The sequence below is a fragment of the Ruegeria sp. ABV4_181 genome (assembly GCF_056158465.1).
In genome coordinates this window covers 2689464-2713011 of the sequence record NZ_JBSWTI010000002.1, presented here as the reverse complement: position 1 = coordinate 2713011, position 23548 = coordinate 2689464, and the positions used below count along the sequence as shown (strand labels likewise).

The 23548-nt window shown below is 60.9% G+C and carries 22 protein-coding genes; 7 read left to right on the top strand and 15 right to left on the bottom strand.

Annotated elements, in window-relative coordinates; all coding sequences use genetic code 11:
- Positions 1-9 precede the first annotated feature (9 nt).
- The 3 genes from purM to rnd all read left to right on the top strand — a co-directional run bounded on the left by purM (position 10) and on the right by rnd (position 2925).
- Positions 10-1056, top strand: coding sequence for a phosphoribosylformylglycinamidine cyclo-ligase (purM, locus tag ACXAC3_RS13455; RefSeq protein ID WP_475160981.1), 1047 nt, complete (start codon positions 10-12; stop codon positions 1054-1056).
- Positions 1053-1649, top strand: a complete 597-nt coding sequence (purN, locus tag ACXAC3_RS13450; protein WP_475160979.1) for a phosphoribosylglycinamide formyltransferase — start codon at positions 1053-1055, stop codon at positions 1647-1649. The genes purM and purN overlap by 4 nt, the downstream gene beginning before the upstream one ends.
- A gap of 118 nt (positions 1650-1767) precedes the next feature.
- On the top strand, positions 1768-2925 hold the full coding sequence (gene rnd / locus ACXAC3_RS13445; protein ID WP_475160977.1) for a ribonuclease D: 1158 nt from the start codon (positions 1768-1770) through the stop codon (positions 2923-2925).
- A gap of 3 nt (positions 2926-2928) precedes the next feature.
- Here the strand turns inward: rnd and ACXAC3_RS13440 are convergent, their stop codons facing one another.
- Positions 2929-3453 carry a hypothetical protein gene (locus ACXAC3_RS13440; RefSeq protein WP_475160975.1) on the bottom strand — a complete coding sequence of 175 codons (525 nt, stop codon included), beginning with the start codon at positions 3451-3453 and terminating at the stop codon, positions 2929-2931.
- Between the two features lie 139 nt (positions 3454-3592).
- Here ACXAC3_RS13440 and ACXAC3_RS13435 point away from each other — a divergent pair, with 139 nt between their 5' ends.
- The gene (locus tag ACXAC3_RS13435) at positions 3593-4003 is read left to right on the top strand and encodes a SufE family protein (RefSeq protein WP_475160971.1); all 411 of its coding nucleotides are present in this window, start codon (positions 3593-3595) and stop codon (positions 4001-4003) included.
- Position 4004: 1 nt separating this feature from the next.
- Here ACXAC3_RS13435 and ACXAC3_RS13430 read toward each other — a convergent pair whose 3' ends face one another.
- Both ACXAC3_RS13430 and ACXAC3_RS13425 read right to left on the bottom strand, forming a co-directional pair.
- Positions 4005-4679, bottom strand: coding sequence for a DUF1638 domain-containing protein (locus ACXAC3_RS13430; protein WP_475160968.1), 675 nt, complete (start codon positions 4677-4679; stop codon positions 4005-4007).
- Between the two features lie 116 nt (positions 4680-4795).
- On the bottom strand, positions 4796-5494 hold the full coding sequence (locus tag ACXAC3_RS13425) for a corrinoid protein (protein WP_475160966.1): 699 nt from the start codon (positions 5492-5494) through the stop codon (positions 4796-4798).
- Between the two features lie 316 nt (positions 5495-5810).
- Between ACXAC3_RS13425 and ACXAC3_RS13420 the strand changes: the two genes are divergently transcribed.
- The gene (locus ACXAC3_RS13420; protein WP_475160964.1) at positions 5811-6875 is read left to right on the top strand and encodes a PA0069 family radical SAM protein; all 1065 of its coding nucleotides are present in this window, start codon (positions 5811-5813) and stop codon (positions 6873-6875) included.
- Positions 6876-6924: 49 nt separating this feature from the next.
- Here the strand turns inward: ACXAC3_RS13420 and gltA are convergent, their stop codons facing one another.
- Positions 6925-8220 (bottom strand): citrate synthase, encoded by a 1296-nt coding sequence (gene gltA / locus ACXAC3_RS13415; RefSeq protein ID WP_475160963.1) that lies wholly within the window; start codon positions 8218-8220, stop codon positions 6925-6927.
- Positions 8221-8341: 121 nt separating this feature from the next.
- Positions 8342-9742, bottom strand: a complete 1401-nt coding sequence (gene gltX / locus ACXAC3_RS13410; RefSeq protein WP_475163429.1) for a glutamate--tRNA ligase — start codon at positions 9740-9742, stop codon at positions 8342-8344.
- 78 nt (positions 9743-9820) lie between these two features.
- Here gltX and ACXAC3_RS13405 point away from each other — a divergent pair, with 78 nt between their 5' ends.
- A complete protein-coding gene (locus ACXAC3_RS13405) occupies positions 9821-11872 on the top strand; it encodes a ComEC/Rec2 family competence protein (protein WP_475160960.1) in 2052 nt (683 codons plus the stop codon).
- Here ACXAC3_RS13405 and lexA read toward each other — a convergent pair.
- The 6 genes from lexA to ACXAC3_RS13375 all read right to left on the bottom strand — a co-directional run bounded on the left by lexA (position 11866) and on the right by ACXAC3_RS13375 (position 16691).
- Positions 11866-12564 carry a transcriptional repressor LexA gene (gene lexA / locus ACXAC3_RS13400; protein WP_475160957.1) on the bottom strand — a complete coding sequence of 233 codons (699 nt, stop codon included), beginning with the start codon at positions 12562-12564 and terminating at the stop codon, positions 11866-11868. The genes ACXAC3_RS13405 and lexA overlap by 7 nt on opposite strands.
- Before the next feature lie 78 nt (positions 12565-12642).
- A complete protein-coding gene (locus tag ACXAC3_RS13395; protein ID WP_475160954.1) occupies positions 12643-13815 on the bottom strand; it encodes a molybdopterin molybdotransferase MoeA in 1173 nt (390 codons plus the stop codon).
- Positions 13812-14285, bottom strand: a complete 474-nt coding sequence (gene moaC, locus ACXAC3_RS13390) for a cyclic pyranopterin monophosphate synthase MoaC (protein WP_475160951.1) — start codon at positions 14283-14285, stop codon at positions 13812-13814. The genes ACXAC3_RS13395 and moaC overlap by 4 nt, the downstream gene beginning before the upstream one ends.
- Positions 14285-15097: an indole-3-glycerol phosphate synthase TrpC gene (gene trpC, locus ACXAC3_RS13385; RefSeq protein WP_475160947.1), complete on the bottom strand. Its 813-nt coding sequence runs from the start codon at positions 15095-15097 to the stop codon at positions 14285-14287. The genes moaC and trpC overlap by 1 nt, the downstream gene beginning before the upstream one ends.
- Positions 15094-16113, bottom strand: a complete 1020-nt coding sequence (trpD, locus tag ACXAC3_RS13380; protein WP_475160945.1) for an anthranilate phosphoribosyltransferase — start codon at positions 16111-16113, stop codon at positions 15094-15096. The genes trpC and trpD overlap by 4 nt, the downstream gene beginning before the upstream one ends.
- Positions 16110-16691: an anthranilate synthase component II gene (locus ACXAC3_RS13375; protein ID WP_475160942.1), complete on the bottom strand. Its 582-nt coding sequence runs from the start codon at positions 16689-16691 to the stop codon at positions 16110-16112. Before ACXAC3_RS13375 ends, trpD begins: the two co-directional genes overlap by 4 nt.
- A gap of 133 nt (positions 16692-16824) precedes the next feature.
- On the opposite strand from ACXAC3_RS13375, the gene ACXAC3_RS13370 reads away from it, so the two are divergent.
- Entirely contained in the window at positions 16825-18327 is a 1503-nt protein-coding gene (locus ACXAC3_RS13370; RefSeq protein WP_475160939.1) for a divergent polysaccharide deacetylase family protein, read from the top strand.
- A gap of 42 nt (positions 18328-18369) precedes the next feature.
- Here the strand turns inward: ACXAC3_RS13370 and trpE are convergent, their stop codons facing one another.
- The 4 genes from trpE to gpt all read right to left on the bottom strand — a co-directional run bounded on the left by trpE (position 18370) and on the right by gpt (position 23546).
- The gene (gene trpE, locus ACXAC3_RS13365) at positions 18370-19881 is read right to left on the bottom strand and encodes an anthranilate synthase component I (RefSeq protein ID WP_475160934.1); all 1512 of its coding nucleotides are present in this window, start codon (positions 19879-19881) and stop codon (positions 18370-18372) included.
- 12 nt (positions 19882-19893) lie between these two features.
- Positions 19894-21735 (bottom strand): peptidyl-prolyl cis-trans isomerase, encoded by a 1842-nt coding sequence (locus ACXAC3_RS13360; RefSeq protein WP_475160932.1) that lies wholly within the window; start codon positions 21733-21735, stop codon positions 19894-19896.
- 84 nt (positions 21736-21819) lie between these two features.
- On the bottom strand, positions 21820-22995 hold the full coding sequence (locus ACXAC3_RS13355; RefSeq protein WP_475160928.1) for an aminotransferase: 1176 nt from the start codon (positions 22993-22995) through the stop codon (positions 21820-21822).
- A gap of 41 nt (positions 22996-23036) precedes the next feature.
- Complete coding sequence (gene gpt / locus ACXAC3_RS13350; RefSeq protein WP_475160925.1) at positions 23037-23546, bottom strand: xanthine phosphoribosyltransferase; 510 nt, start codon at positions 23544-23546, stop codon at positions 23037-23039.
- Positions 23547-23548 lie beyond the last annotated feature (2 nt).

The window sequence follows — 23548 nt, the reverse complement described above, 5'->3', positions numbered from 1 at the left end:
GGGTTGGCCATGACAGCGGGCAAGAACGGAATCACCTATGCCGATGCAGGCGTGGATATTGACGCAGGGAACGCTCTGGTCGACCGCATCAAGCCTGCGGCCAAGCGCACAAACCGGTCCGGCGTCATGAGCGGCCTGGGCGGATTTGGCGCTCTTTTCGACCTGAAGGCCGCCGGTTACCAAGACCCCATTCTGGTTGGTGCGACTGACGGGGTTGGCACCAAGCTGCGTATTGCCATCGACACCGGCGTGGTCGACGGCGTGGGCATCGATCTGGTGGCGATGTGCGTCAATGACCTGATCTGTCAGGGGGCCGAGCCTCTGTTCTTCCTGGACTATTTTGCCACCGGCAAGCTGGACACCGACACCGCGGCGCGAATCATCGAAGGCATTGCCGAAGGGTGTGTGCAGTCGGGATGCGCCCTGATCGGGGGTGAGACGGCCGAGATGCCGGGCATGTATCCCGAAGGGGATTTCGATCTGGCCGGGTTCTCGGTTGGCGCGATGGAGCGCGGGGCGCACCTGCCTGACGGGGTGCAGCAGGGCGATGTGCTGCTGGGGCTGGCCTCGAACGGGGTGCATTCCAACGGCTATTCGCTGGTGCGCAAGCTGGTTGAAATGTCGGGGCTGGGCTGGAACGCGGCATCGCCCTTTGGTGGCGGCTCGCTGGGTGAGGCGCTGCTGACGCCGACGCGGCTTTATGTGAAGCCGGCATTGCAGGCGATCCGGGCAGGGGGTGTACACGCACTGGCCCATATCACCGGCGGCGGCCTGACTGAGAACCTGCCGCGCGTTCTGCCCGACGAACTGGGCGCTGAAATCGACCTGAACGCCTGGGATCTGCCGCCCGTGTTCCGCTGGTTGGCGGAAACCGGCGGGATCGCCGAGGCCGAAATGCTGAAAACCTTCAACTGCGGCATCGGCATGATCGTTGTCTGTGACGCGGCACGCGCCGATGAACTGGCCGCAATGCTGGCCGATGACGGTGAAACCGTCGCGCGGATCGGCACGGTGACAGATGCGCCGGGCGTGGCCTATTCGGGCAAGCTGTTGTGAGCCACAAGCGCGTCGCCATTCTGATATCCGGGGGCGGCTCCAACATGGTGTCGCTGGTCGACAGCATGGTCGGCGACCACCCGGCGCGCGCCTGTCTGGTTCTGTCGAACGACCCGCAGGCGGGCGGTCTGAAAAAGGCTGCCGACCGCGGCATTCCGACGGCGGCGGTGGACCATCGGCCATTCAGGGGCGACCGGGCGGCTTTTGAAGCTGAATTGCTGAAACCGCTGGAACAGGCACAGCCCGACATCGTTTGTCTGGCCGGGTTCATGCGGGTTCTGACCGGCGATTTCGTTTCGCGCTTTCAGGGGCGGATGCTGAACATCCACCCCTCGCTCTTGCCGAGGTACAAGGGCTTGAACACCCATGCGCGTGCGATCGAAGCCGGGGATGCCGAACACGGATGTTCGGTTCACGAAGTGACGGCGGCGCTGGATGACGGGCCGATCCTGGGACAGGCCCGGCTGAACATCGAGGACGCGGACACGCCCGAAACCCTGGCCGCCCGCGTACTGGTCTGGGAGCACAGGCTTTACCCCGCAGTGTTGCAGCGATACGCCATCGAAGACAGAACGCCGGTGTTGCTGCCGTGAACGTCTCAGGGTGATTTACACGCGCCCGGAAATCGGCCTATGGTCTGCACTACGGCTCGGTACGGCAATGAACTGACGGGCAGCCACGAGAAGAACAAGAGCAAGTACAGCACCGCGCATGAAAACCCTGACAACGACGCAAGAGCTGGCCGATTTCTGCAAGGCCGCTGCGGACTATGACTATGTCACTGTCGACACCGAATTTCTGCGCGAGCGGACATATTACTCCAAACTCTGCCTGTTACAGCTTGCGGTGCCGTCCCCGGACGAAGACAGCGCCGTACTGGTTGATCCGTTGGCCGACGGAATGTCGTTGGACCCGCTGTATGAGCTGTTCGGCAACGAAAGCGTGGTCAAGGTGTTCCACGCCGCGCGTCAGGACCTTGAGATTTTCTGGGTGGAAGCCGGCGTCTTTCCCAAACCGTTATTCGACACGCAGGTCGCTGCCATGGTCTGCGGATTTGGCGAACAGGTCGGATATGAGACTCTGGTGCGCAAAATCTGCAAACAGGGCGTCGACAAGACCTCTCGGTTCACCGACTGGTCGCGGCGGCCATTGTCCGAGGCGCAGAAAACCTATGCGCTGGCGGATGTCACCCACCTGCGGCAGATCTATGAGTATCTGGCGGCTGAACTGAAAAAATCCCAACGCAGCCATTGGGTTGCTGAGGAACTGCGCACCCTGACCGAACCGGCAACCTATGACATTCGCCCCGAGGATGCGTGGAAACGCGTGAAAACGCGTACGAACTCGGCCAAGTTTCTGGCCGTGGTGCGCGAACTTGCCCAGTTTCGCGAAGCCTATGCGCAGGAAAACAACGTCCCGCGCAGCCGGGTGTTCAAGGATGACGCGCTGATCGAGCTGGCCTCGACCAAACCGAAATCATCGTCTGATCTGGGCGGGTCCCGCCTGCTGTTGCGCGAGGCGCGGAGAGGGGCAATCGCCGATGGGATTCTTTCTGCGGTAAAGAAAGGTGTGAACTGCCCGGCCGAAAATCTGCCGCGGATCGACACCAGCCGTGACAAGCTCAAGGTCAACCCGGCGCTGTCTGATCTGCTGCGCGTGTTGCTTAAATCCAAGACCGAAACCTCGGGCGTTGCTGCCAAGCTGATCGCCACAAGCTCTGAACTTGATCAGATCGCTGCCGGCGAACGCGAATTGCCGGCCATGTCGGGCTGGCGGTTCGAGGTTTTTGGCGAGGATGCCCTGAAACTGTGTGAGGGCAAGATCGCGCTGGCCGCAAAGGGCCAGACCGTAAAGGTGGTTGCGCTTTAGGCCTTAACGGCGCCGGGATTCCAGCGCGTTCTGCTGGCCCGCAACCCGCACCAGGCGGATGCTTTCCAATTCCTTCACACTGACATTGGCTGCGTCCGAAACTTTGCGCGAACGCTCGGTCCCCTGATTTGTCGCATAAGACGGATAGTTGACACGGAACGTGTATTCGAGAACGCCGTTTTCCGCATTCGCTTCGTTTTCCACGCGAACCAGCTGTGCGTTATAGGCCCCTTGCCGGGTCGCGGTACCTGCGACGTAGACGATTGCGCCGGTCGGCGTCGGTTCGATCCGAAGCTCATCAATTCTGGCGATCGGGACGCTGGTGTCCTCAGCCTCGGGCCGTGAAAACAGCCCCACGCCTTCGCTTTGCTTGGGCACCAGGGCGTCAGCATCGTCTGCCGAGACCTCTGTTGGTGCGGGTGCGCTGGAGCCAAACCAGTTGGAGGGATTGACCCGCGAATCTCTCCAGCTGTTGCAGGCAGACAAGGTCAGGGCGGCGACCATAAGTAGAGTAAGCGATTTTTGCATGGTCCCAACGTCCAGAGCAGTAATTCCAGCAATGGGTTACCGCAAATTGCGGGGTTTGAAAAGCCACGCAGGGGGGTGGACAGGCACAGAACGGAAGCATAGGTCACAATTGTAACCGCAACAAAAGGACCGCCGCGAAATGGCAACGCCTGCCTTTGAGGAAATCGTCGAAGATTTCGAGTTTCTGGAAGACTGGGAAGACCGCTATCGCCATGTGATTGAGCAGGGCAAGGCAATGGCACCGTTGGATGAGGCGCTGAAAGTGCCCGCAACCAAGGTGCATGGCTGCGCCAGTCAGGTCTGGCTGCATCCGATTATCGAAAACGGTGTCTTTCGGTTCGACGGTGACAGCGATGCCCTGATCGTGCGCGGGCTGATTGCGGTGCTGCGATCCCTCTATAACGGTTTGCCCGTACGCGACGTGCCGATTGTGGATGCGGGCGGCGAACTGGCGCGGCTGGGTCTGAATGACCACCTGTCGGCGCAACGCTCAAACGGATTGCGCTCGATGATCGAACGTATCCGGGACGTGGCACAGGAAAACGCGTGAATTAACGACGAGAGCCGGATGGTGGCTGGCTGGCCCATCCCGTCAACGTGGTTTCAAGGTCACCATATCCGGTAAAGCGGCGCTCGAATTCCAGCCCCATGCGTTCGGCGCAGTCACGGGCGCGGGCGGTCAGATCCGCATCGTCGGTCTGCGCCTGATAGATCAGCTTGGTATAGTTGCCAAAATACATGTCCCGCAATTCAGGGTGCCGGTCCAGGCCCAGAGGCTTCCAGACAAAGGCATCGAATTGCCGGGCCAGAAAATCCGTCAGGTAAAAAGCCGTCGTTTCGTCATCGCCGCGTTCGGCAAAGGCCTGATTTCCTTCGAAGAAGGAATAGCAATGGGGCCCTTTGATCATTTCAACGCCCATCTCTTCGCAGGCTTTCTGCAACAGGCCGCCGGTTCCGCAATCCGCGTAAACGACAAAGATCTGGTCATACTGATCGCGGTGCTTGGCGACGGCGTCGCGAACGGCCTGAGTGATTTTCTCCGGGTAGACATGCAGAATGGCAGGCAGACAGGTCAGCGCCATATGATCCCAGCCGTTGCGCTGTTTCAGGTCCAGTATTTCACGGGCCAGCGCGCCGCAGGCCAACAGCAGAATACGGCCCGGCGTGACGGGCGCGTACCCCTCTGTCGTCAGGCTGGTGTCGTCTGGCAGTTCGTCCTGCTGCATGGCCGCACCTTTCGGAGTGTTAGCGACAGATCAGATGAAGTTTACCCGATACGTCTTTGAAAACAAACAAGGCCGCCCGGTTACCGGACGGCCCTCAAACAAGTCCGTTTGTCCGGTCAGCCGGCCAGTTGATTGTGCTTTCGCGACACGAAATCCTTGGCGGTTTCAACGGCGACGGCCGCGTCACGGCAATATGCGTCTGCGCCGATGGCCTTGCCAAATTCCTCGTTCAGAGGCGCGCCACCAACCAGAACGATGTATTCCTCGCGCATGCCCTGTTCAACCAGCGTGTCGATCACGACTTTCATGTAGGGCATTGTAGTGGTCAGCAGGGCCGACATGCCCAGAATGTCGGGCTTTTCGGTTTCCAGCGCTTCCAGATAGTTTTCGACCGGGTTGTTGATGCCGATATCGACAACCTCGAAGCCCGCGCCTTCCATCATCATCGAAACCAGGTTCTTGCCGATGTCGTGGATGTCGCCCTTCACGGTGCCGATCACCATCTTGCCGACGCGTGGTGCGCCGGTTTCGGCCAGTAGGGGCTTGAGGATCGCCATACCGCCCTTCATGGCGTTGGCGGCCAGAAGAACCTCAGGCACGAAAAGAATACCGTCGCGGAAGTCGTGGCCAACGATCGTCATGCCACCGACCAGAGCCTTGGTCAGGATGTCATATGGTGTCCAACCGCGTTCCAGCAGGATGTTCACACCTTCTTCGATTTCTTCCTTCAGGCCGTCGTAAAGATCGTCGAACATCTGTTCGACGAGCTCGTCGTCGTTCAGTTCGGACAGGACAATGTCTTCTTCATCAGACATGGGGCGTTTCCCTGAGCTGTTCGGACCCGAGGCCCGTGGTGGCATTTTTCCCGTTTTGGCCAAAACGTCGCAGTTTGACTGTGACGATTGCGACCTTGGTCGTTTCGGGACCGACCTATAGGACAGATTTTTCCTTCGCTCGACCGAAAATTCCGCATCATTATCCTGTGTTTCATTCATGACCGGGAAATGGCGCTTGCTGCGGGCGGCATCACAAGTTGCTGATTTTACTGCGCTCGACAGGAGCGGCGTTGGGGTTCTTGCCGGGGTACGACAACGGTTGTATATGTGATGGGAACAAAAAGAGAACAAAGTAATGGTTGCAGCCAACATAAAGGCCCGGGGTGTGGCCACGAACGCCGCAGGCCGGTTCGAAAGGTTCGATACGGTTCCCTGTGAAGACGGTTGGGACATCGACGAGGACCTTCCGCCGCTGCGGACAGATGTTCGCGATGAAATCGCGCGCAGCCTGATCACCTACAACCGCTCGCCCGATTTGCCGTTTGACCGGTCGATCAACCCGTATCGTGGATGCGAGCATGGTTGCGTTTATTGTTTTGCCCGCCCGACCCACGCCTATCTTGGTCTGTCTCCGGGTCTGGATTTTGAAACCCGCCTGATCGCCCGCCCGAACGCTGGGGAAGTTCTGAGAAAAGAGCTTTCGTCCAAAGGTTACAAGGTTGCGCCCATCGCCCTTGGTACGAATACCGATCCTTACCAGCCTGTCGAGAAGACCCGCTTGATTACAAGATCATGCCTGAAGGTGTTGCAGGAATTTCAACACCCGGTCGCCATCGTCACCAAGGGCGCGCTGATCGAACGGGATCTGGATATCCTGACCGATATGGCGCGGGTCGGGCTGGTCCGAGTCGGGATCTCGCTCACCACCCTTGACGCGGATCTGTCGCGCAGGATGGAGCCGCGCGCCCCGTCGCCCAGGCGGCGGTTGCGCATCATTCGGCGGCTCACTGATGCGGGGGTGCCGGTGCGGGTCATGACATCGCCCGTTGTTCCCGGGCTGACGGATCACGAGTTGGAAAACCTGCTAGAGGCCGGAAAGGACGCAGGCGCCGATGCCGCAAGCTGGATCATGCTGCGCCTGCCGCGCGAGGTTTCAGAGCTGTGGCAAGGTTGGCTGAAGGAGCATGAGCCCGCGCGCGCGGAAAAGATCATGTCGAAGCTCAGGGAAATGCACGGCGGACGGGATTATGACCCGCGCTGGGGCCACCGGATGCGGGGCGAGGGTGAGTATGCCGGGCTCATTGCCAAGCGGTTCAGCCTTGCGGTGAAACGGCTTGGCCTTGCGACGCGAACCCCGCCACTGCGCAGTGATCTGTTCGAAAGACCGGCACAGGCGGGGGATCAGCTAAACCTGTTCTGAAAAAAGCCCCGAATGCAGGTTCGGGGCTTTTGATATTTTAGCATTGTGATCAGCGGTTTTCGATATCCACATAATCACGTGTTGTTTCGCCCAGATACAACTGACGCGGACGGCCGATCTTGTTCTGAGGATCGGCGATCATCTCTTTCCACTGGCTGACCCATCCAACGGTGCGTGACAGCGCAAAGATCGGCGTGAACATCGAGGTCGGGAAGCCCATCGCCTCAAGGATGATACCCGAATAGAAATCCACGTTCGGGAACAGCTTTTTCTCGGCGAAATACGGATCTTCCAGCGCCTCGCGCTCCAGTTCCTTGGCGACCTGCAGTTTCGGGTTGTTTTCGATGCCCAGCAGATCCAACACCTCGTCGGCCGACTGCTTCATCACCTTGGCGCGCGGATCGAAGTTCTTGTAAACGCGGTGGCCAAAGCCCATCAGGCGGAACGGATCATTCTTGTCCTTGGCGCGGGCGATATATTCGGGGATGCGATCAACCGAGCCGATCTCTTCCAGCATTTCCAGACAAGCCTGGTTGGCACCACCATGCGCCGGACCCCAGAGGCAGGCGATACCGGCCGCGATGCAGGCAAACGGGTTTGCGCCCGAAGACGACGCCAGACGCACGGTCGAGGTCGAGGCATTCTGTTCGTGGTCCGCGTGCAGGGTAAAGATGCGGTCCATCGCGCGGCTGAGGATCGGGTTGACCTCATATTCCTCGGCCGGAACGCTGAAGCACATGCGCAGGAAGTTCGACGCGTAATCCAGATCGTTGCGCGGATACACAAAAGGCTGACCGGTGTGGTACTTATAGGCCCAGGCCGCGATGGTCGGCATCTTGGCGATCAGACGATGAGAGGCCACTTCGCGCTGACGGGGGTCATGAATGTCGGTTGAGTCGTGATAGAAGGCTGACATCGCGCCAACCACGCCGACCATAATTGCCATCGGATGCGCGTCACGGCGGAAGCCACGATAGAAATACTGCATCTGTTCGTGCAGCATGGTGTGGCGGGTGATCGTGGTTTCGAAGTTCTCCAGATCCTTTGCTGCCGGAAGCTCTCCGTAGAGCAGCAGGTAGCACACTTCGAGGAAGTGCGATTTCTCGGCCAGTTGATCGATCGGGTAACCGCGGTGCAGCAATTCACCTTTTTCCCCGTCGATATAGGTGATGGTGCTGTCGCAGCTTGCGGTGGAGGTGAAACCGGGGTCGTAGGTGAATACGCCTGCCTGACCATAGAGCTTGCGGATATCGATAACGTCAGGTCCTGCGGTCGGCGAATGAACCGGCAACTCGTATGTTTCACCATGGACTGTCAGAGTGGCGGATTTGTTGCTGTCGGTCATAGTGTCCCTTCCTCAATCATGCGCATGTCGGATCGCTGTCCGACCTTGCGGGCAACGGCTGCGCGCAGGCGCGCAGTCCGGGTGTTAGCGGAGCAGCGTTACCCGAATGTGAAGATTGGGTTTACTTCGCTGCATCAGAAAGCCGCGCCAGGGTTTCGTCGCGCCCCAGCACAAGCATCATGTCAAAAACCGAAGGTGTCACTGCCCGACCTGCCAGAACGGCCCGAAGCGGGCCTGCCAACTTGCCGAACTTAAGCCCTTTCGCATCTGCGAACGAATTCAGGGCTTCCTCCAGTTCATTTCTCGTCCAGCTAGCATTTTGCAGCTGCGGCGTCAATTCATCCAGTATACCATCGGATACCGAGCCAAGCGCCTTTGCCGCCTTCTCATCCGGTTCGACGGGGCGGTTGGTCAGCACAAAATGCGCCTTTTCAAGAAGTTCCGGGAACGTGCGCGCCCGGTCCTTGAGGCAATACATCGCACGTTCCAGATCACCGGATTGTGTCTGCGTTAGCGGTGCAAGCCCCGCTGCGGCCAGATAAGATTCGATTTCCTGCCGCAACGCAGCATCTTCTGAGATCGCGATATGCTGACCACACAGGTTTTCCAGCTTTTTCAGGTCAAACCGGGCCGGGCTTTTGCCGATGCCGTTCAGATCGAACCAGTCTTTCGCCTGCTCGTCGGTAAAGAACTCATCGTCGCCATGGCTCCAGCCCAGTCGCGCCAGATAGTTGCGCATGCCGGCAGCCGGATAGCCCATGGCCTGATATTCCTGCGCGCCCAACGCGCCGTGGCGTTTGGAAAGCTTTTTGCCGTCGGGGCCGTGGATCAGCGGGATGTGCGCCCAGACCGGAACCTCCCAGCCCATCGCCTCATAGATCATCATCTGGCGGGCGGCGTTGTTCAGGTGGTCGTCGCCCCGGATGACGTGGGTCACGCCCATATCGTGATCGTCTACGACGACGGCCAGCATATAGACCGGCGTCCCGTCCGAGCGCAGCAGGACCATATCGTCCAACTGGTCGTTGCGGATGGTTACGTCGCCCTGCACTTGATCGCGGATTACGGTTGCGCCGTCTTGCGGTGCCTTGATGCGGACTACAAACGGCGCATCGGGGTGCGTCGCCGGGTCCGCATCGCGCCAGGGGCTGCGAAACAGGGTCGATTTGCCCTCGGACCGGGCTTGTTCGCGAAAGGCTGCGATTTCTTCCTGAGTTGAAAAGCACTTGTAGGCTTTGCCCCCGGCCAGCAACTGGTGCGCGACTTCGGCGTGCCGGGCCGCCCCTTCGAACTGACTGATCACGTCGCCATCGTGATCCAGCCCCAGCCACGCCATGCCTTGCAGGATAGCCGCGGTCGCCTCGGGCGTGGACCGTTCGCGATCCGTGTCCTCGATCCGCAACAGGAACCTGCCAGCGCGGCCGCGGGCGTAAAGCCAGTTGAACAGCGCGGTGCGTGCCCCTCCGATATGCAGGAAACCGGTGGGCGAGGGGGCAAAGCGGGTGACGACCTGATCGGACATTATGTGGATTAACCTTTTGGTAACCGTGTCGGGCATAGTTTGGCGCCTGTCTAACGAGCCCGAAGGACGGGGGCAACCATGCAGGTTCTGGCACGGGTTGAGGCCGCATTGCTGACCCAGACCGGGTATTTGTTCCAATGGTCTCCGGTGTGCCTGGCGGCTGGTATCGGCCTGTATTTCAGTCTTCGGTTCGAACCGGGATGGCAGGTCTATGTGTCGTTGGTCCTTCTGGCCGGGGTGCAATTCGGTGTCGGCCGCGCTGCATCCTCGGGCTGGGCATCGTTGGCAACGGCGGGTGCCCTGATCGCTGCCGGAGTAATTCTGGCGGGGGCACGCGCCCATACGGTTGCAGAGCCGGTTCTGTCATGGCGCTACTACGGCCCGATCGAGGGGCGGGTTGTCGCCCTGGACCGGTCTGCGTCGGACGCGCTGCGGGTCACGCTGGACCGGGTACGAATAGGGGATCTGCCCACGGATCGCAGACCGCAGCGCGTCCGGCTTTCCCTGCATGGCGGGCCGGCTGCCCTGTCGCCGGGGCAGAGGATCATGACCACCGGTCATCTGTCGCCCCCTCAGGGGCCTGTCGAGCCCGGCGGGTTCGATTTTCGGCGTCACGCCTGGTTTCAGCGTCTTGGCGCCGTCGGCTATACCCGCGTTCCCGTGATGACGGTCGCACGGCCCGAGGGTGAACTTCAGGGCGTGCGGATAACCGCAATGCGCATGGCGATCTCGGAAAGGGTGCGTGCCGTGCTGCCGGGTGAGATCGGCGGATTTGCCGCGGCGGTCACAACCGGCGATCGCAGCGGCATGGGTCAGGATACGCTGAAATCGCTGCGCGCCTCGAATTTGGCGCATCTGCTGGCCATTTCCGGACTGCATATGGGGTTGCTCACCGGCTTTGTGTTTCTTGTGTGCCGGGGGGCCTTATCAGCCATCCCTGTCGTGGCGTTGCGCCTGCCTGTGCGAAAGCTTGCGGCAAGCTGCGCGCTGGCTGCGGCAGTTTTTTACCTGATGCTGTCGGGTGGCAATGTCGCTACGGAAAGGGCGTTTGTGATGGCCAGCGTAATGTTGGGTGCGGTGCTGATCGACCGTCGCGCGATTTCCTTACGCGCCGTAGCCGTGGCCGCCCTGATCGTGCTGATCTTGCGGCCGGAATCGCTGTTGAGTCCGGGATTTCAGATGTCCTTTGCGGCAACGACGGCCCTTGTCGCGGTATTCGGCGCGTTGCGGGACTATGGTCCGATGCCCGGTCCGAAATGGTTAAGGCCCGTTGCAGGGCTGTTCTTGTCGTCGGCAATAGCCGGTCTGGCAACCGCGCCGATCGGCGCTGCGCATTTCAACACGATGTCTCACTACGGTTTGCTGGCCAACCTCCTCTCGGTTCCGGTTATGGGGACAATTGTTGTGCCGTCCGCGGTTGTTGCCGCACTTCTGGCGCCTTTCGGGCTCGAAGCGGTGGCGCTGACGGTCATGGGGTTTGGGCTTGAGTGGATTTTGAACGTGTCTGCCTGGGTCTCCGGATTCGAAGGGGCACAGGGTTATGTGGTCAGCCCGCCGTGGTTTGTGCTGCCCATGTTCGCGATTGGCGCGCTTTGCCTTGCGTTGTGGCGTGGTGCGCCGAAATGGGTGGGGGCGGTGCCGGTGATTGCTGCGTTCCTGATGTGGGGGCAGGGGCATCGGCCAGAGGTGCTGGTCGCGGATTCCGGCGGGTTGGTCGGGGTGATGACGGACAAGGGCCGCGCCCTGAGCAAAGAGAAAGGCAGCGGCTTTGTCGCCACCGTCTGGTTGGAAAACGACGGTGATGGAGTGGGTCAGGCGACGGCAGCCGGACGCTGGCCGCAAGGTACGGATTCCGTTCAGCGATACGTCTGGCAAGGCAAGGAACTGGTACACATAACCGGAAAACGTGCGGCACAAGGGTTTGACGAGTGTCGCGAAGACCAGATCGTTATCTCTGCTGTCGCCCTGACATTGGCAGGCGCGTGCGGGATTTATGACCCGGAGCGATTGATGGAAACAGGAAGTCTGGCGTTTTCGGACGATCGCATACACACCAGCAAGGCGGTAATCGGCGACAGGCTATGGTCCCCGGCAAGCACCGGGGACCTGAAGTCAAACCGCGATCAGTAGCTGCGGATCAACCCGACCAGCCGCCCCTGAACCTTGACCTTTTCTTCGGGCAGAACGCGGGTTTCATAAGCCGGGTTCGCCGCCTCAAGCGCGATGGCGTGGCCCCTGCGGAAATACCGTTTCAGCGTGGCTTCCTGATCCTCGACCAGTGCGACCACGATGTCGCCGTTGTCCGCGGTGGATGTCTCTCGGATCACGACCACGTCGCCGTCGTTGATGCCCGCGTCGATCATCGAGTCGCCGCGCACCTCCAGCGCGTAATGTTCACCCTTGCCTGATACCATCGTACCGGGCACGGCAACACGGTGCGACACATGGCTGATCGCCTCAATCGGTACACCGGCGGCGATCCGGCCCATCACGGGCAGTTCCATCGCGTCCACCGTGACCGGCTCAAAGTTGGCAGGGCGCGGGCCCTTGGGCTTGTCGCCTTCGATGACACGCGGCTTGAATGCGGCGGTCGGCTCACCGCCCAGACTTTCCGGAAGCTTGACGATTTCGATGGCGCGGGCGCGGTGGGCAAGACGGCGGATAAAGCCGCGCTCCTCCAGCGCGGTGATCAGGCGATGGATGCCGGATTTCGATCTGAGATCCAGCGCAGCCTTCATTTCATCGAAACTGGGCGGAACACCGTCCGCCTGAACGCGTTTGTGGATGAATTCCAACAAATCCAACTGTTTCTTGGTCAGCATTGCTCACACCTCGTCGGTCATGCGTTTTCTTTTGTTCTACGCATGTTCACGTTTTGTGTCAACGGATTTGCAATTTGCCTAGATCGGCAGATACCGAACTGTATCCCCGGCAGGGCGCGCCGGATCGTTGGGATCCCGGACCAGAAGAGCGTTCGCCTGTGCCAGAACACTCAGCAGAGAGCTGTCCTGATCCTTGCAGGCCCGAATGCCGGTGTCGTCCACGACGGCCCGCATATAGTGTTCACGCGGACCGTTTTCATCGACTGGCGCGGACAGACGTGCATGTTGGAACGGCGTCAGGGCTTGTTCGATACCCAGCATGCGACGCACCATCGGAACTAGGAAAAGATAGCCGCAAACCATTGCGCTGACAGGGTTTCCCGGCAGACCGACCATCGCGGCATCGCCGAGCCGCCCCGCCATCAGCGGTTTGCCGGGGCGCATTCGGATCTTGTAAAACGCCCGTTCCATGCCAAGCCCCTGCGAGACATCGGACACCAGATCATATTCCCCGACGGACGCACCGCCGATGGTCACCACCAGATCGGCGCCTTGCGCCAGTCCGAACGCGGTTTCCAGCGAGGCGACGGTATCCTGTGCGATTGGAAGGATGCGCACATGCGCCCCCGCGTTTTCCAGCAGGGCCTTGAGGCCAAAAGTATTGGACGCGATGATCTGATCGGGGCCGGGGCTTTCACCGGGCATGACCAACTCGTCCCCGGTGGAAATCAACGCAATCTCGGGTCTGCGTGTTACGGGCACGGTTGCGATATTCATTGCCGCCATCAACGCGACGTCTTCGGGACGCAGGGTGCGGGGTGCCGTGATCCTGGTGCCGGAAGTAAAGTCGACGCCTGCGGGGCGTATATTCGTCTTGGTCCCCGGCTGATCGGTGATGGTCAGCAGGTCACCGCGCCGCTCGGTATCCTCTTGAATAACAACGAAATCTGCACCTTGGGGAACCGGAGCACCGGTAAAAATCCGCACCGCCTGACCTGCTCCGACTGTACCGTCAAACCGACGACCTGCGGCCGCTTCGCCGATGACCTTGAACATGGCGTGCAGTTCAACTTCGGCCGATTTCAGGGCATAGCCATCCATTGATGACGCCGCAAAAGGGGGCTGGTCACGCGTGGCGACGACGTCCTGCGCAAGGACACGGCCAGCAGCGTTTCCCACTGCGACTTCCTCGGCCGGAAGGGGCGAGACGAGATCAAACAGCAGCGCCCGGGCGTCTTCAACGGTAATCATTTCGCTTCGTAACGTCCTGATTTTCCGCCATCTTTCAACAGAACCCGGATACCTCCGATCTCCATGGCCTTGTCGACGGCCTTGATCATGTCATACACGGTCAGCGCCGCGGTTGAGACGGCTGTCAGCGCCTCCATCTCAACACCGGTCTGACCAGAGGTCTTTACCGTCGCCTCAATCCGAACACCGGGCAGATCCGGGTCCAGCGTCAGGTCCACGGCGACCTTGGTGACGGGCAACGGATGGCAAAGGGGGATCAGGTCGGGCGTTTTCTTCGCCCCCATGATGCCCGCCAGCCGCGCCACGCCCAGAACGTCGCCTTTTTTGGCCTTGCCCTCCGAAATCAAGTCAAAGGTGTCCCGCGCCATCCTGATGTGGCCGGCGGCGACAGCCACACGGTCCGTCACGGCCTTGTCCGAAACATCGACCATATGGGCCTGGCCCTGAGCATCAAAGTGGGTCAGCGGCATCACATCACTCCGGGGATCAGCGGGTTTGCCAACAGGTGGTGGGTTGCAGCTGCGACGTCGTCCTGCCGCATCAGACTTTCGCCAATCAGGAAACACCGCGCGCCATAGCGGGCGATGTCGGCCAGATCCTCGGGCGTGCTCAGCCCGCTTTCACAGACGATGGTCCGGTCGCCCGGCACGAGTTTCGACAGTCGGCGTGTCGTATCAAGAGTGGTCTCGAAGGTCTTGAGATTGCGGTTATTTATCCCGATCAATGGGCTTTTCAACTGCGTCGCGCGGTCCAGTTCTTCTTCGTCATGAACTTCGATCAGAACGTCCATGCCCCAGTCGAAGGCGGTTTGTTCCAGTTCCGCCGCCTGAGCGTCCTCGACCGAGGCCATGATGATCAGGATGCAGTCCGCGCCCAAGGCGCGGGCCTCGACCACCTGATAAGGGTCGTACATGAAATCCTTGCGCAATGCAGGCAGCGAGGTGGCCGCGCGGGCTTGGGTCAGAAACTCTTTCGCACCCTGAAAGCTGGGCGTGTCGGTCAGAACGGACAGGCAGGCGGCACCGCCATCTTCATACGCCTTGGCCAGCACCGGCGGGTCGAAATCGGGACGGATCAGACCTTTGGACGGGCTGGCCTTTTTGACTTCGGCAATCAGCCCATAGCCATTGCGCGTCGCAGTCCGGAGCGCGTCGCCAAATCCGCGAACCTCAGGTGCCGATCTGGCCTCGCCTTCCAGAGTTTCCAACGATTTCTGAGTCTTATCGGCTGCGACTTCTTCCAGTTTGTAGGCTTTTATTCTGTCCAGTACCGTCTCTGTCATGCGGCCTCCTGCGTAATTCGGGCCAATGCGGCGGTTTTTTCTTTGGCTTTGCCACTGTCGATGCTTTCAGAAGCCATGGCGACCCCATCGCGCAAATCGGCCACGGCATCCGCGACGACCAAAGCCGCCGCTGAATTCAGAAGCACGGCGTCGCGGTAGGCCGAAGGCGCACCGTCCAGCAGCGCGCGGAAAGCCACCGCGTTTTCTTCCGGGGTGCCGCCAAGGATGTCCTCGAACGGGTGAACCGGCAGACCGGCGTCTTCGGGATGCAGTTCAACCTCACGCACAGTGCCGTTCTCAAGCGATGCAACCCAGCTTACGCCGGTGATGGTCAGCTCATCGGTGCCATCCGATCCATGGACCAGCCATGCGTGTTCAGCCCCCAGCAGACCAAGCGTTTCCGCCATCGGGCGGATCAGATCGCGGCTGAAGGCGCCGGTAAGCTGGCGTTTGACACCGGCCGGGTTGGTCAGCGGGCCGAGAATATTGAAGATCGTGCGTGTCCCAAGCTCTTGCCGGCTGGGCATGACATGGGCGATGGCCGGATGGTGCATCGGGGCCATCATGAAACCGATACCCACCTCTGCCAGAGCTTTTTCAACGGTTTGCGGGCCAACCATGACATTGATCCCCAACTGCCCCAAAGCATCGGCCGCGCCGGATTTCGAACTCAGGTTCCGGTTGCCGTGCTTGGCGACCGGAACACCGGCCCCGGCCACGACAAAGGCGGTTGCGGTCGAGATGTTCAGCGTGCCTTTGCCATCGCCCCCGGTGCCGACGATGTCCATGGCACCCGCCGGGGCGGAAACCGCGTGACATTTCGCGCGCATCACCGCGGCGGCGGCGGCATATTCATCTACCGTCTCACCCCGGGTCCGCATGGCCATCAACAGGCCGCCGATCTGGCTGGGGGTGGCTTCACCTTCGAACAGGATGCCAAAGGCCTGTTCGGCCTCGGCGCGGGTCAGGGGCCGGTCGGCTGCGGCACCGATCAGCGGTTTCAGAGCGTCGCTCATGCGGGGACTTTCATCTCGGACAGGAAATTCTTGAGCAGGGCGTGACCATGCTCGGAAGCGATGGATTCGGGGTGGAACTGAACGCCGTGAATGGGCAGTTCCTTGTGTTGCAGACCCATGATGGTTCCGTCTTCCAGCTCGGCGGTGATCTCAAGGCAGTCGGGCAGGGTGGCACGGTCGACCACAAGGGAGTGATAACGAGTTGCTTCGAAAGGTGAAGGCAGCCCGGCGAACACGCCTTTGCCGGTGTGGTGCATGGTGCCCATCTTGCCGTGCACGATCTCGTGGCAACGGATGACATCCCCGCCAAAGGCCTGACCGATGGTCTGGTGGCCAAGGCACACGCCCATCAGCGGAGTGTTCGTTTCGGCCGCCGCCTCGGTCAGCGCAAGGCAAATCCCGGCCTGATCCGGGTCACACGGCCCCGGGCTCAGCAGGATACCGGCAGGGTTCATCGCCATCGCCTCTTGCACGTCAAGGGCGTCGTTTCGGCGAATGACCATTTCTGCGCCAAGTTCGCCCAGATAGTGTACCAGGTTGTAGGTAAACGAGTCGTAGTTGTCGATCAGCAGCAGCATTTGGGCACTTGTCTCGGATTGGGCATTTCGGGCTGGCGATGCAGCCCCGGGCCACGGTATAATGTCGGGACATACATGTTCAGGCTTGCGCGGCAGCGTCAAGGGGACATCCCCGTTCTTGGGGGCCATACGAGTGAGTACCGCAGCAGATGGTACAGTGACGGTCGAAGCAGGATTAAGACGAGAGGCAAAAGTGATGGGCGGATTTGTCGGTGGAATGATCGTGGGTGCGATCGTTGTATTTTTGCTGGGGGCGATGCTGTCTCTGAACACGCCTCTGACAGCCAAACCGGAAGTTGCCGTTCTGGCACCCGAACCGGATCAGGTGCAAGTTCCGGAAACAGTGGCGGATGCGACCGATGCGGGTGCGGATGCCGATTTGGTGGAACTGCCGCCAAGCGCGCCTGAATCTTCGGCCGGGCAAACGGATTCGCTGGCCGACCTCAGTGATGTGGAAACTGCGCCCGATGCGCAGCCCCAGATCGGAGAGGCGGCGGCGCAGACTGACGCGCCCGATGCCGCCAGTCTGACGGACGTCAATGTCGCAACCGAGGCGCCGGTCGCGCCTCAGACCCCCGCGACAATTCAGGAGCCTCCGAAATCCGAACCCTTGCCCGATGTCATCGTGGAACTGCCCGAACCTGCACCCGCAACTCCCGAGCCTTCAGAACAAGAGGTTGCTGTCCTTGAACCGCAGCCGGAAGAACCGGAACCGCAGCCGGAGCCCGCCGAAAGCACCGCGCAGGATACGGAAGAAAACCCGTTCGAAGACAGCCCGATCGCTGTTGAGGGCGATGAGGACACGGCGCCGCGCGACTTGCCGCGCATTGCCTCGGTTCCCCAGATCGGAGGGGCAGTGGAAGCGCCAGCAGGTTTGACAATCGGCAAGCGCGTGGTGCCGCTGACAGAGCGCGACGACGCGCCCGAAGAGACGGCGACCGAGGCGGAACAGGCTGTTCCCGGCAAACCGATCGAAACCTATGCCGCAGTATTCGAAAACCCCGAGGCCAAGCCACTGATGTCGATCATCCTGATTGACGACGAAGGTGCTTTCGGGGCCGAGGCGCTGCGCGATTTCCCCTATCCGCTGAGCTTTGCCGTCAGCCCGTCAGACCCGGATGCGGCGGAAAAGATGACCCGGCATCGTCAGGCCGGGTTCGAAGTTCTGGCCCTTGCCGATCTGCCCAAAGCGGCCAGCGCGCAGGACGCCGAGGTTTCGCTGGCGGTCTGGCTCGACACGCTGCCAGAGACCGTTGGCATTCTTGAGGGAGTGAACTCGGGGATTCAGGGCAATCGCAAACTGGCCGATCAGGTTGCGGCGATTGCCGGCGGCACCGGACGGGGTCTGATCACGCAGGACAACGGGCTGAACACGGTGCAAAAGCTGGCCGCCCGCAACGGCGTTCCTTCGGGCGTCATCTTCCGTGACATCGACGGGGCCCGGCAGGATCCCAAGATCATGCGCCGCTTTCTGGATCAGGCCGCCTTTCGCGCCGGGCAGGAGGGCACGGTTGTGATGCTGGGCCGTCTGCGCCCGGACACGATCTCTGCCCTGTTGCTGTGGGGGCTTGAGGATCGCGGAGGCCGCGTGGCCATGGCACCAATTTCTGCGGTGATGATGAAAGAGGTTCAGTAAGGGCTGAAGAACCGGCTGCCCGTCCCGGGGCAGCCGTCTCGATTAGCTGTTGCCGGAACCGGTAAACCGCGCCGCGTCGGCGGCTGCGCGCCTGATAGCGTTCGACTTGTGGACCGTCTCCATGTATTCCGCTTCGGGGTCGCTGTCATAGACAACACCGCCACCCGCCTGAATATAAAGCTTGTGATCCTTCACGATGGCCGTCCGCAGGGCGATACACATGTCCATGTCGCCACCGGCGCTGAAATAGCCCACACCGCCCCCATAGACCCCGCGCTTTTCGGGCTCCAACTCGTCAATGATCTCCATCGCGCGCACTTTCGGCGCGCCCGAGACGGTGCCGGCGGGCATGCCGGCAAAGAAGGCATCCAGAGCGTCCTTGTCCTCGGCCAGCTCTCCGACCACGTTCGACACGATATGCATGACATGGCTGTAGCGCTCGATGATAAACTCTTCGGTCGGGCGCACGGTTCCGATCTTTGAAACCCGCCCGGTGTCGTTGCGACCCAGATCCAGCAGCATCAGGTGTTCGGCCAGTTCCTTCTTGTCGGCCAGCAGTTCAACCTCGTTCGCCTTGTCCTCTTCGGGCGTTGCACCGCGCGGTCGCGTGCCGGCGATGGGGCGGATCGTGACCTCGTCGCCGAAGACACGCACCAGGATTTCCGGACTGGCGCCAACGACCTGAAAGCCGCCAAAGTTGAAATAGAACATGAAGGGCGACGGGTTGGTACGCCGCAGCGAGCGGTACAGTGCAAAAGGCGGCAGCGGAAAGTCCTGTGTCCAGCGCTGCGCCGGAACGACCTGAAAAATGTCACCCGCGCGGATGTATTCCTTGGCCTTTTCAACCGCCTGCATATAGCCGGATTTGGTAAAGTTGGACTCGGGCGGGGCAACTTCATAAGCGTCACCCAGATCGCGGGTTTCGGCCGGCATGGCACGTTCCAGATCACGCACCGCATCCATCACTCGTTCAGCCGCCTGCGCATAAGCCGCCTTGGCGGATTGCCCGTCGCTGACCCAGGCTGGCGACACAACGGTCACCTCGCCTTTCACGCCGTCCAGAACCGCAACCACCGATGGCCGCAGCATGACCGCATCCGGCAGGCCCAGAGGGTCGGGATTCACATCAGGCAGATATTCGACCAACCGCACCATGTCATAGCCCAGATAACCGAACAGCCCGGCCGCGGCTTGCGGCAGGTCATCGGGCAGGTCGATCCGGCTTTCGGCCAGCAGCGCCCGCAGGTTATCCATTGGGTTGCCGTCCTGCGGTGCGAACGCCTCGGGGTCGAACCGGGCCGAGCGATTCAGCGCCGAGGTCTCGCCGTGACAGCGCCAGATCAGGTCAGGTTTCATACCGATGATCGAATAGCGGCCGCGAATCTCTCCGCCCGTCACCAATTCCAGCATGAAGGCGTCTTTCTGCGCGCCGGTCAGCTTGAGCATCAGGGATACAGGCGTATCCAGATCGGCGGCAAGACGGGTGTAAACGACCTGATTTTCGCCAGCCTCATAGGCGCGGGCGAAGCTGTCGAACTCAGGGGTCAGGGCCATATCCGGTCTCTTTTAAAAGCTCGACTGCACGGCGTTCAGCGCGCGCTGATCAATGACGGGGCGCGCACGGGTCTGGGCGTCGCGCACATAGGCGTCAAAGATGTTCTGGGCCAGGGCCTGATCCAACTGCGCCGCCAGCGCCTCTTGCGCCTGCCGCAGCTCGTCGGTTTCGGCGGGCGGCAACAGTTCTTCAAGACGCACGATCAGGGCAGTTCCGGTGCCGGGAACAACGCGCAGGTCGCCCGGTTCCATCTCGAATACCTGTGTCATGAAATCGACGGGAACGTCATCCAGAAACGCAGTTCGCGTCAGCGCGTTTTCGACACGGAAGGGCAAGCCGGTTGCGGTGAAATCACCGTCTTTCTTCAGCTGCTCGACCACGGTATTTGCCTGCTGTTCCAGCGCCTTACCGGTTTCGGCCTGCATCCATGCGGCCGCCACGCGGGCACGGGCCGTTTCCAGCGGTTCAGGGCGGCGGGGCAGAATTTCGTTCAGGCGCAGCGCAAAGATCGAGCCATCTTCGAGAAAGGCAACCTCGGGGAAGTCGCCTTCGCGCACGGCCTCGGCCGCGCTGCGGAAGCCTTCATAAGCGGCAACGCCATCCTGGCTTTGGCGGGTCCAGTCGATCTGGCCCAGATCCATTTCGGTCTCGGCAACCAGTTCCTCCAGCGTCGCACCGCCGGCCAACAGATCATTGATGTCTTCGGACTGGGCTTCGATCTGGCGGCGGGCGCGGTCGGCGGCCAGTTCTTCGCGCAGGGCAGGGGCGGCATCCTCGAACGAGGTGTTGTTTTCCGCCAGCGCGCCATTGATGCGGAACAGCGCCGGGCCAAAGGTTGAGGGCAGCGGGCCAACTACGGTGTCCAGCTCAGCCGCGAACACTTCTTCGGCGGCCTCACCCAGATCGTCGCGGGTGACGTCGCCCAGATCGATATCGCCAAGCTCCAGCTGACGTTCACGGACCAGTTGCTCGAACGTTGTGCCGCCGACCTCCAGTTGCGCCTTCGCATCTTGGGCGGCTTCTTCCGTCGGGTAGGTCAGTCGCTCGACCAGGCGGCGTTCCGGTTGCTGAAATTCGGCCGCGCGCTGATCGTAAAGACGGCGAACCGAATCCTCGTCCACCTCAACACTGTCCAACAGCATTTCAGGCGACATGATCGCATAGGTCAGCTGCTTGGTGCGGGGCAGGGTGAACTGATCGGCATTTTCATTATAGAAGGTTTCAATTTGCTCATCCGTCGGTGCAGCCACCGGAGCAGACAGAGCGTCGGGTCCCACGGTTGCGACCGTAAAGCTGCGCCGGGCGCCCACGTAATCCGTAAGAACCTGTGTCAGGATTTCGGGCATCTTCACGCCACTGACAACGGCATTCTGAACGATGGTGCGCGAGGATTCCTTGCGCAAGTCCGTTTCGAACTCGGAATCCGTCATTCCGATCTGTTCCAACTGGAACTGATAGGCTTCTCGGTCAAACGTGCCGTTGACGCCCTGAAAGGCGGGAATGGACACGATTTCCTTTTGCAGGTTCTCGTCACCGACCGAAATGCCCAGTTGCCCAACCTCATTATCCAACGCGGCCAGAGCAGTCAGGCGCGACAGGGCCAGTTGGTCCAGACCAAATTCGCGCGCCTGCGACATTTGCAGGGGCTGACCCGTCTGGCTTTCGACCGCCCGGATTTCGCGCTGCAATTCGCGGACATAAGCATCGATCGAGATATCCTCATTCCCAACCTGCGCCACCGTGCTGATCGTTCCGCTGAGGTTGACCGCCCCGAACCCGGCAAGGCCCAGCATCAATAGACCCATGAGAATCCAGACAAAGGTCTTTGATAGGTTTTTCATGCCTGCGGCCATAGTGCCCTCTTTGTGCTTTTTTCGGCAGGTATCTGCCCTGTCGGTTGCGGCCCTGAATACGACGCGCACCGCCGGGGGGCAAGCTCAGAAGGACAGGGCCTGCAGCCGTTCGAACAATTGTTCCAAACCCGCACGGTCGAGATTGGCGAACGCGATGCGGACCTGCCGTTTTCCGGCTGGGTCCCCCTTGGGCATGAACATCGTTCCCGGCAACAACAGAACGCCGGCTTCGGGAACTAGACGCCGGGCCAGTTCGTCCGAGGCGATCTCGAACGGGTGTTCGAAATAGGCGAAATACGCCCCAAGCCCCAGCAAGCGCCAGCCCCTGTCCATAAGGCGCGGCGAAAGGTCTGCGATTGCGGCCCGGCGGTCCAGGATTTCGTCCCGCTCACCGGCCACCCATTGCGACAGGTTCTGCATCCCCCAAAGCGCCGCGAACTGGCCGATTTGTCCGGGGCAGATCGCGACGGTGTCCAGAAACTTCTCAACTTCTGCCAGCAGATCGACACCTGTCGCGATTGCCCCAACCCGATGGCCCGTCAGGCGGTAAGCCTTTGAAAAGGAATAGAGGTGGATCAGAGTATCTTCCCAGTCTGGCTGACTAAACAGATCGTGCGGGGGACCGGTGCGGCTGTCGAAATCCCTGTAGGTTTCATCCACGATCAGGCGGATACCGCTTTCACGCGCCAGATCATAGAAAGCCCGGACCAGCTCGGACGGGTACTCGACCCCGCCCGGGTTGTTTGGTGTAACAAGCGCGATGGCGCGGGTGTTTTCGGTAATCAGGGTGCGTGCGGCCTCGGGGTCGGGTAGCAAATCGTCACCCGTCTTCAGGTCCACCGCGTGAACGCCCGCCATGTCCAGCCACATTTTGTGGTTGAAGTACCAGGGCGTCGGCAGAATGACTTCATCGCCCTCGTCAGTGATCGCGGATATTACGGCGGCAAACGCCTGATTGCAGCCCGAAGTGATAGCGACCTGATCCGGCAAGACCGCGGCGTCGTAGTGCTGGCCAATCTGATTCGCGAGCGCCTCTCGCAAGTCGCCATTGCCCAGAACCGGCCCGTACAGATGCGCGCCATCCTCGGTCACGGCAAATTCAGCCATGGCCTTGCGCAGCGACAGCGGCGGCGGATCGACCGGAGCGGCCTGACTGACATTGATCAGGGGGTGGTCATCGGGAAATTCCACGCCCTCCAGCCAACGCCGCGCCTCCATCACCGGAGGGGCGAAGGTGGCGGCAGTGCGGGTGCGGGTCATGCGTGGTCCCTGTATTTTGGAAATTGTGCTGCTGGCCGCGGTCAGTCTGTGCCGCGGTAGGGTTCGACATATTGCAGGGCCATATCCCAGGGGAAGAAAATCCACGTGTCCTGGCTGACTTCGGTAATGAAGGTATCAACCATGGGGCGGCCCTTGGGCTTGGCATAGACGGTTGCGAAATGCGCCTTGGGATACATGTCGCGCACCAGTTCCAGCGTTTTACCGCTGTCGACCAGATCGTCGATGATCAGAACGCCGGTGCCGTCGCCCATCAGGTCTGCGTCGGGGGCCTTGAGCACCTCGGCCTCGCCACGTGCCTGGTGGTGGTAGGACCGGACGCTGATCGTGTCGACCGTGCGGATGTCCAACTCGCGGCTGACAATCATCGCGGGGGCCATCCCACCACGGGTAATCGCCACGACCGCGCGCCAGGCACCGTCATCCGGGCCTTGCCCGTCCAGCCGCCAGGCCAACGCGCGAGAGTCCCGATGGATCTGATCCCAGCTGATGTGAAACCCTTTTTCGTGGGGCAGGCGGTCCTTGGCGCTCATGG

Excerpts from the sequence above, each read along its gene's own strand:
- moaC (WP_475160951.1), bottom strand. The coding sequence starts at position 14,285 with ATGCCGCTGACCCACTTTGATGCTCAGGGCCAGGCCCATATGGTCGAT.
- gpt (WP_475160925.1), bottom strand. The coding sequence starts at position 23,546 with ATGAGCGCCAAGGACCGCCTGCCCCACGAAAAAGGGTTTCACATCAGC.
- ACXAC3_RS13355 (WP_475160928.1), bottom strand. The coding sequence starts at position 22,995 with ATGACCCGCACCCGCACTGCCGCCACCTTCGCCCCTCCGGTGATGGAG.
- trpE (WP_475160934.1), bottom strand. The coding sequence starts at position 19,881 with ATGGCCCTGACCCCTGAGTTCGACAGCTTCGCCCGCGCCTATGAGGCT.
- ACXAC3_RS13425 (WP_475160966.1), bottom strand. The coding sequence starts at position 5,494 with ATGTCTGATGAAGAAGACATTGTCCTGTCCGAACTGAACGACGACGAG.
- ACXAC3_RS13405 (WP_475160960.1), top strand. The coding sequence starts at position 9,821 with ATGCAGGTTCTGGCACGGGTTGAGGCCGCATTGCTGACCCAGACCGGG.
- gltA (WP_475160963.1), bottom strand. The coding sequence starts at position 8,220 with ATGACCGACAGCAACAAATCCGCCACTCTGACAGTCCATGGTGAAACA.
- trpD (WP_475160945.1), bottom strand. The coding sequence starts at position 16,113 with ATGAGCGACGCTCTGAAACCGCTGATCGGTGCCGCAGCCGACCGGCCC.
- ACXAC3_RS13440 (WP_475160975.1), bottom strand. The coding sequence starts at position 3,453 with ATGCAAAAATCGCTTACTCTACTTATGGTCGCCGCCCTGACCTTGTCT.
- ACXAC3_RS13375 (WP_475160942.1), bottom strand. The coding sequence starts at position 16,691 with ATGCTGCTGCTGATCGACAACTACGACTCGTTTACCTACAACCTGGTA.
- ACXAC3_RS13430 (WP_475160968.1), bottom strand. The coding sequence starts at position 4,679 with ATGCAGCAGGACGAACTGCCAGACGACACCAGCCTGACGACAGAGGGG.
- lexA (WP_475160957.1), bottom strand. The coding sequence starts at position 12,564 with ATGCTGACCAAGAAACAGTTGGATTTGTTGGAATTCATCCACAAACGC.
- trpC (WP_475160947.1), bottom strand. The coding sequence starts at position 15,097 with ATGACAGAGACGGTACTGGACAGAATAAAAGCCTACAAACTGGAAGAA.
- gltX (WP_475163429.1), bottom strand. The coding sequence starts at position 9,742 with ATGTCCGATCAGGTCGTCACCCGCTTTGCCCCCTCGCCCACCGGTTTC.
- ACXAC3_RS13435 (WP_475160971.1), top strand. The coding sequence starts at position 3,593 with ATGGCAACGCCTGCCTTTGAGGAAATCGTCGAAGATTTCGAGTTTCTG.
- rnd (WP_475160977.1), top strand. The coding sequence starts at position 1,768 with ATGAAAACCCTGACAACGACGCAAGAGCTGGCCGATTTCTGCAAGGCC.
- ACXAC3_RS13360 (WP_475160932.1), bottom strand. The coding sequence starts at position 21,735 with ATGGCCGCAGGCATGAAAAACCTATCAAAGACCTTTGTCTGGATTCTC.
- purM (WP_475160981.1), top strand. The coding sequence starts at position 10 with ATGACAGCGGGCAAGAACGGAATCACCTATGCCGATGCAGGCGTGGAT.
- ACXAC3_RS13395 (WP_475160954.1), bottom strand. The coding sequence starts at position 13,815 with ATGATTACCGTTGAAGACGCCCGGGCGCTGCTGTTTGATCTCGTCTCG.
- ACXAC3_RS13420 (WP_475160964.1), top strand. The coding sequence starts at position 5,811 with ATGGTTGCAGCCAACATAAAGGCCCGGGGTGTGGCCACGAACGCCGCA.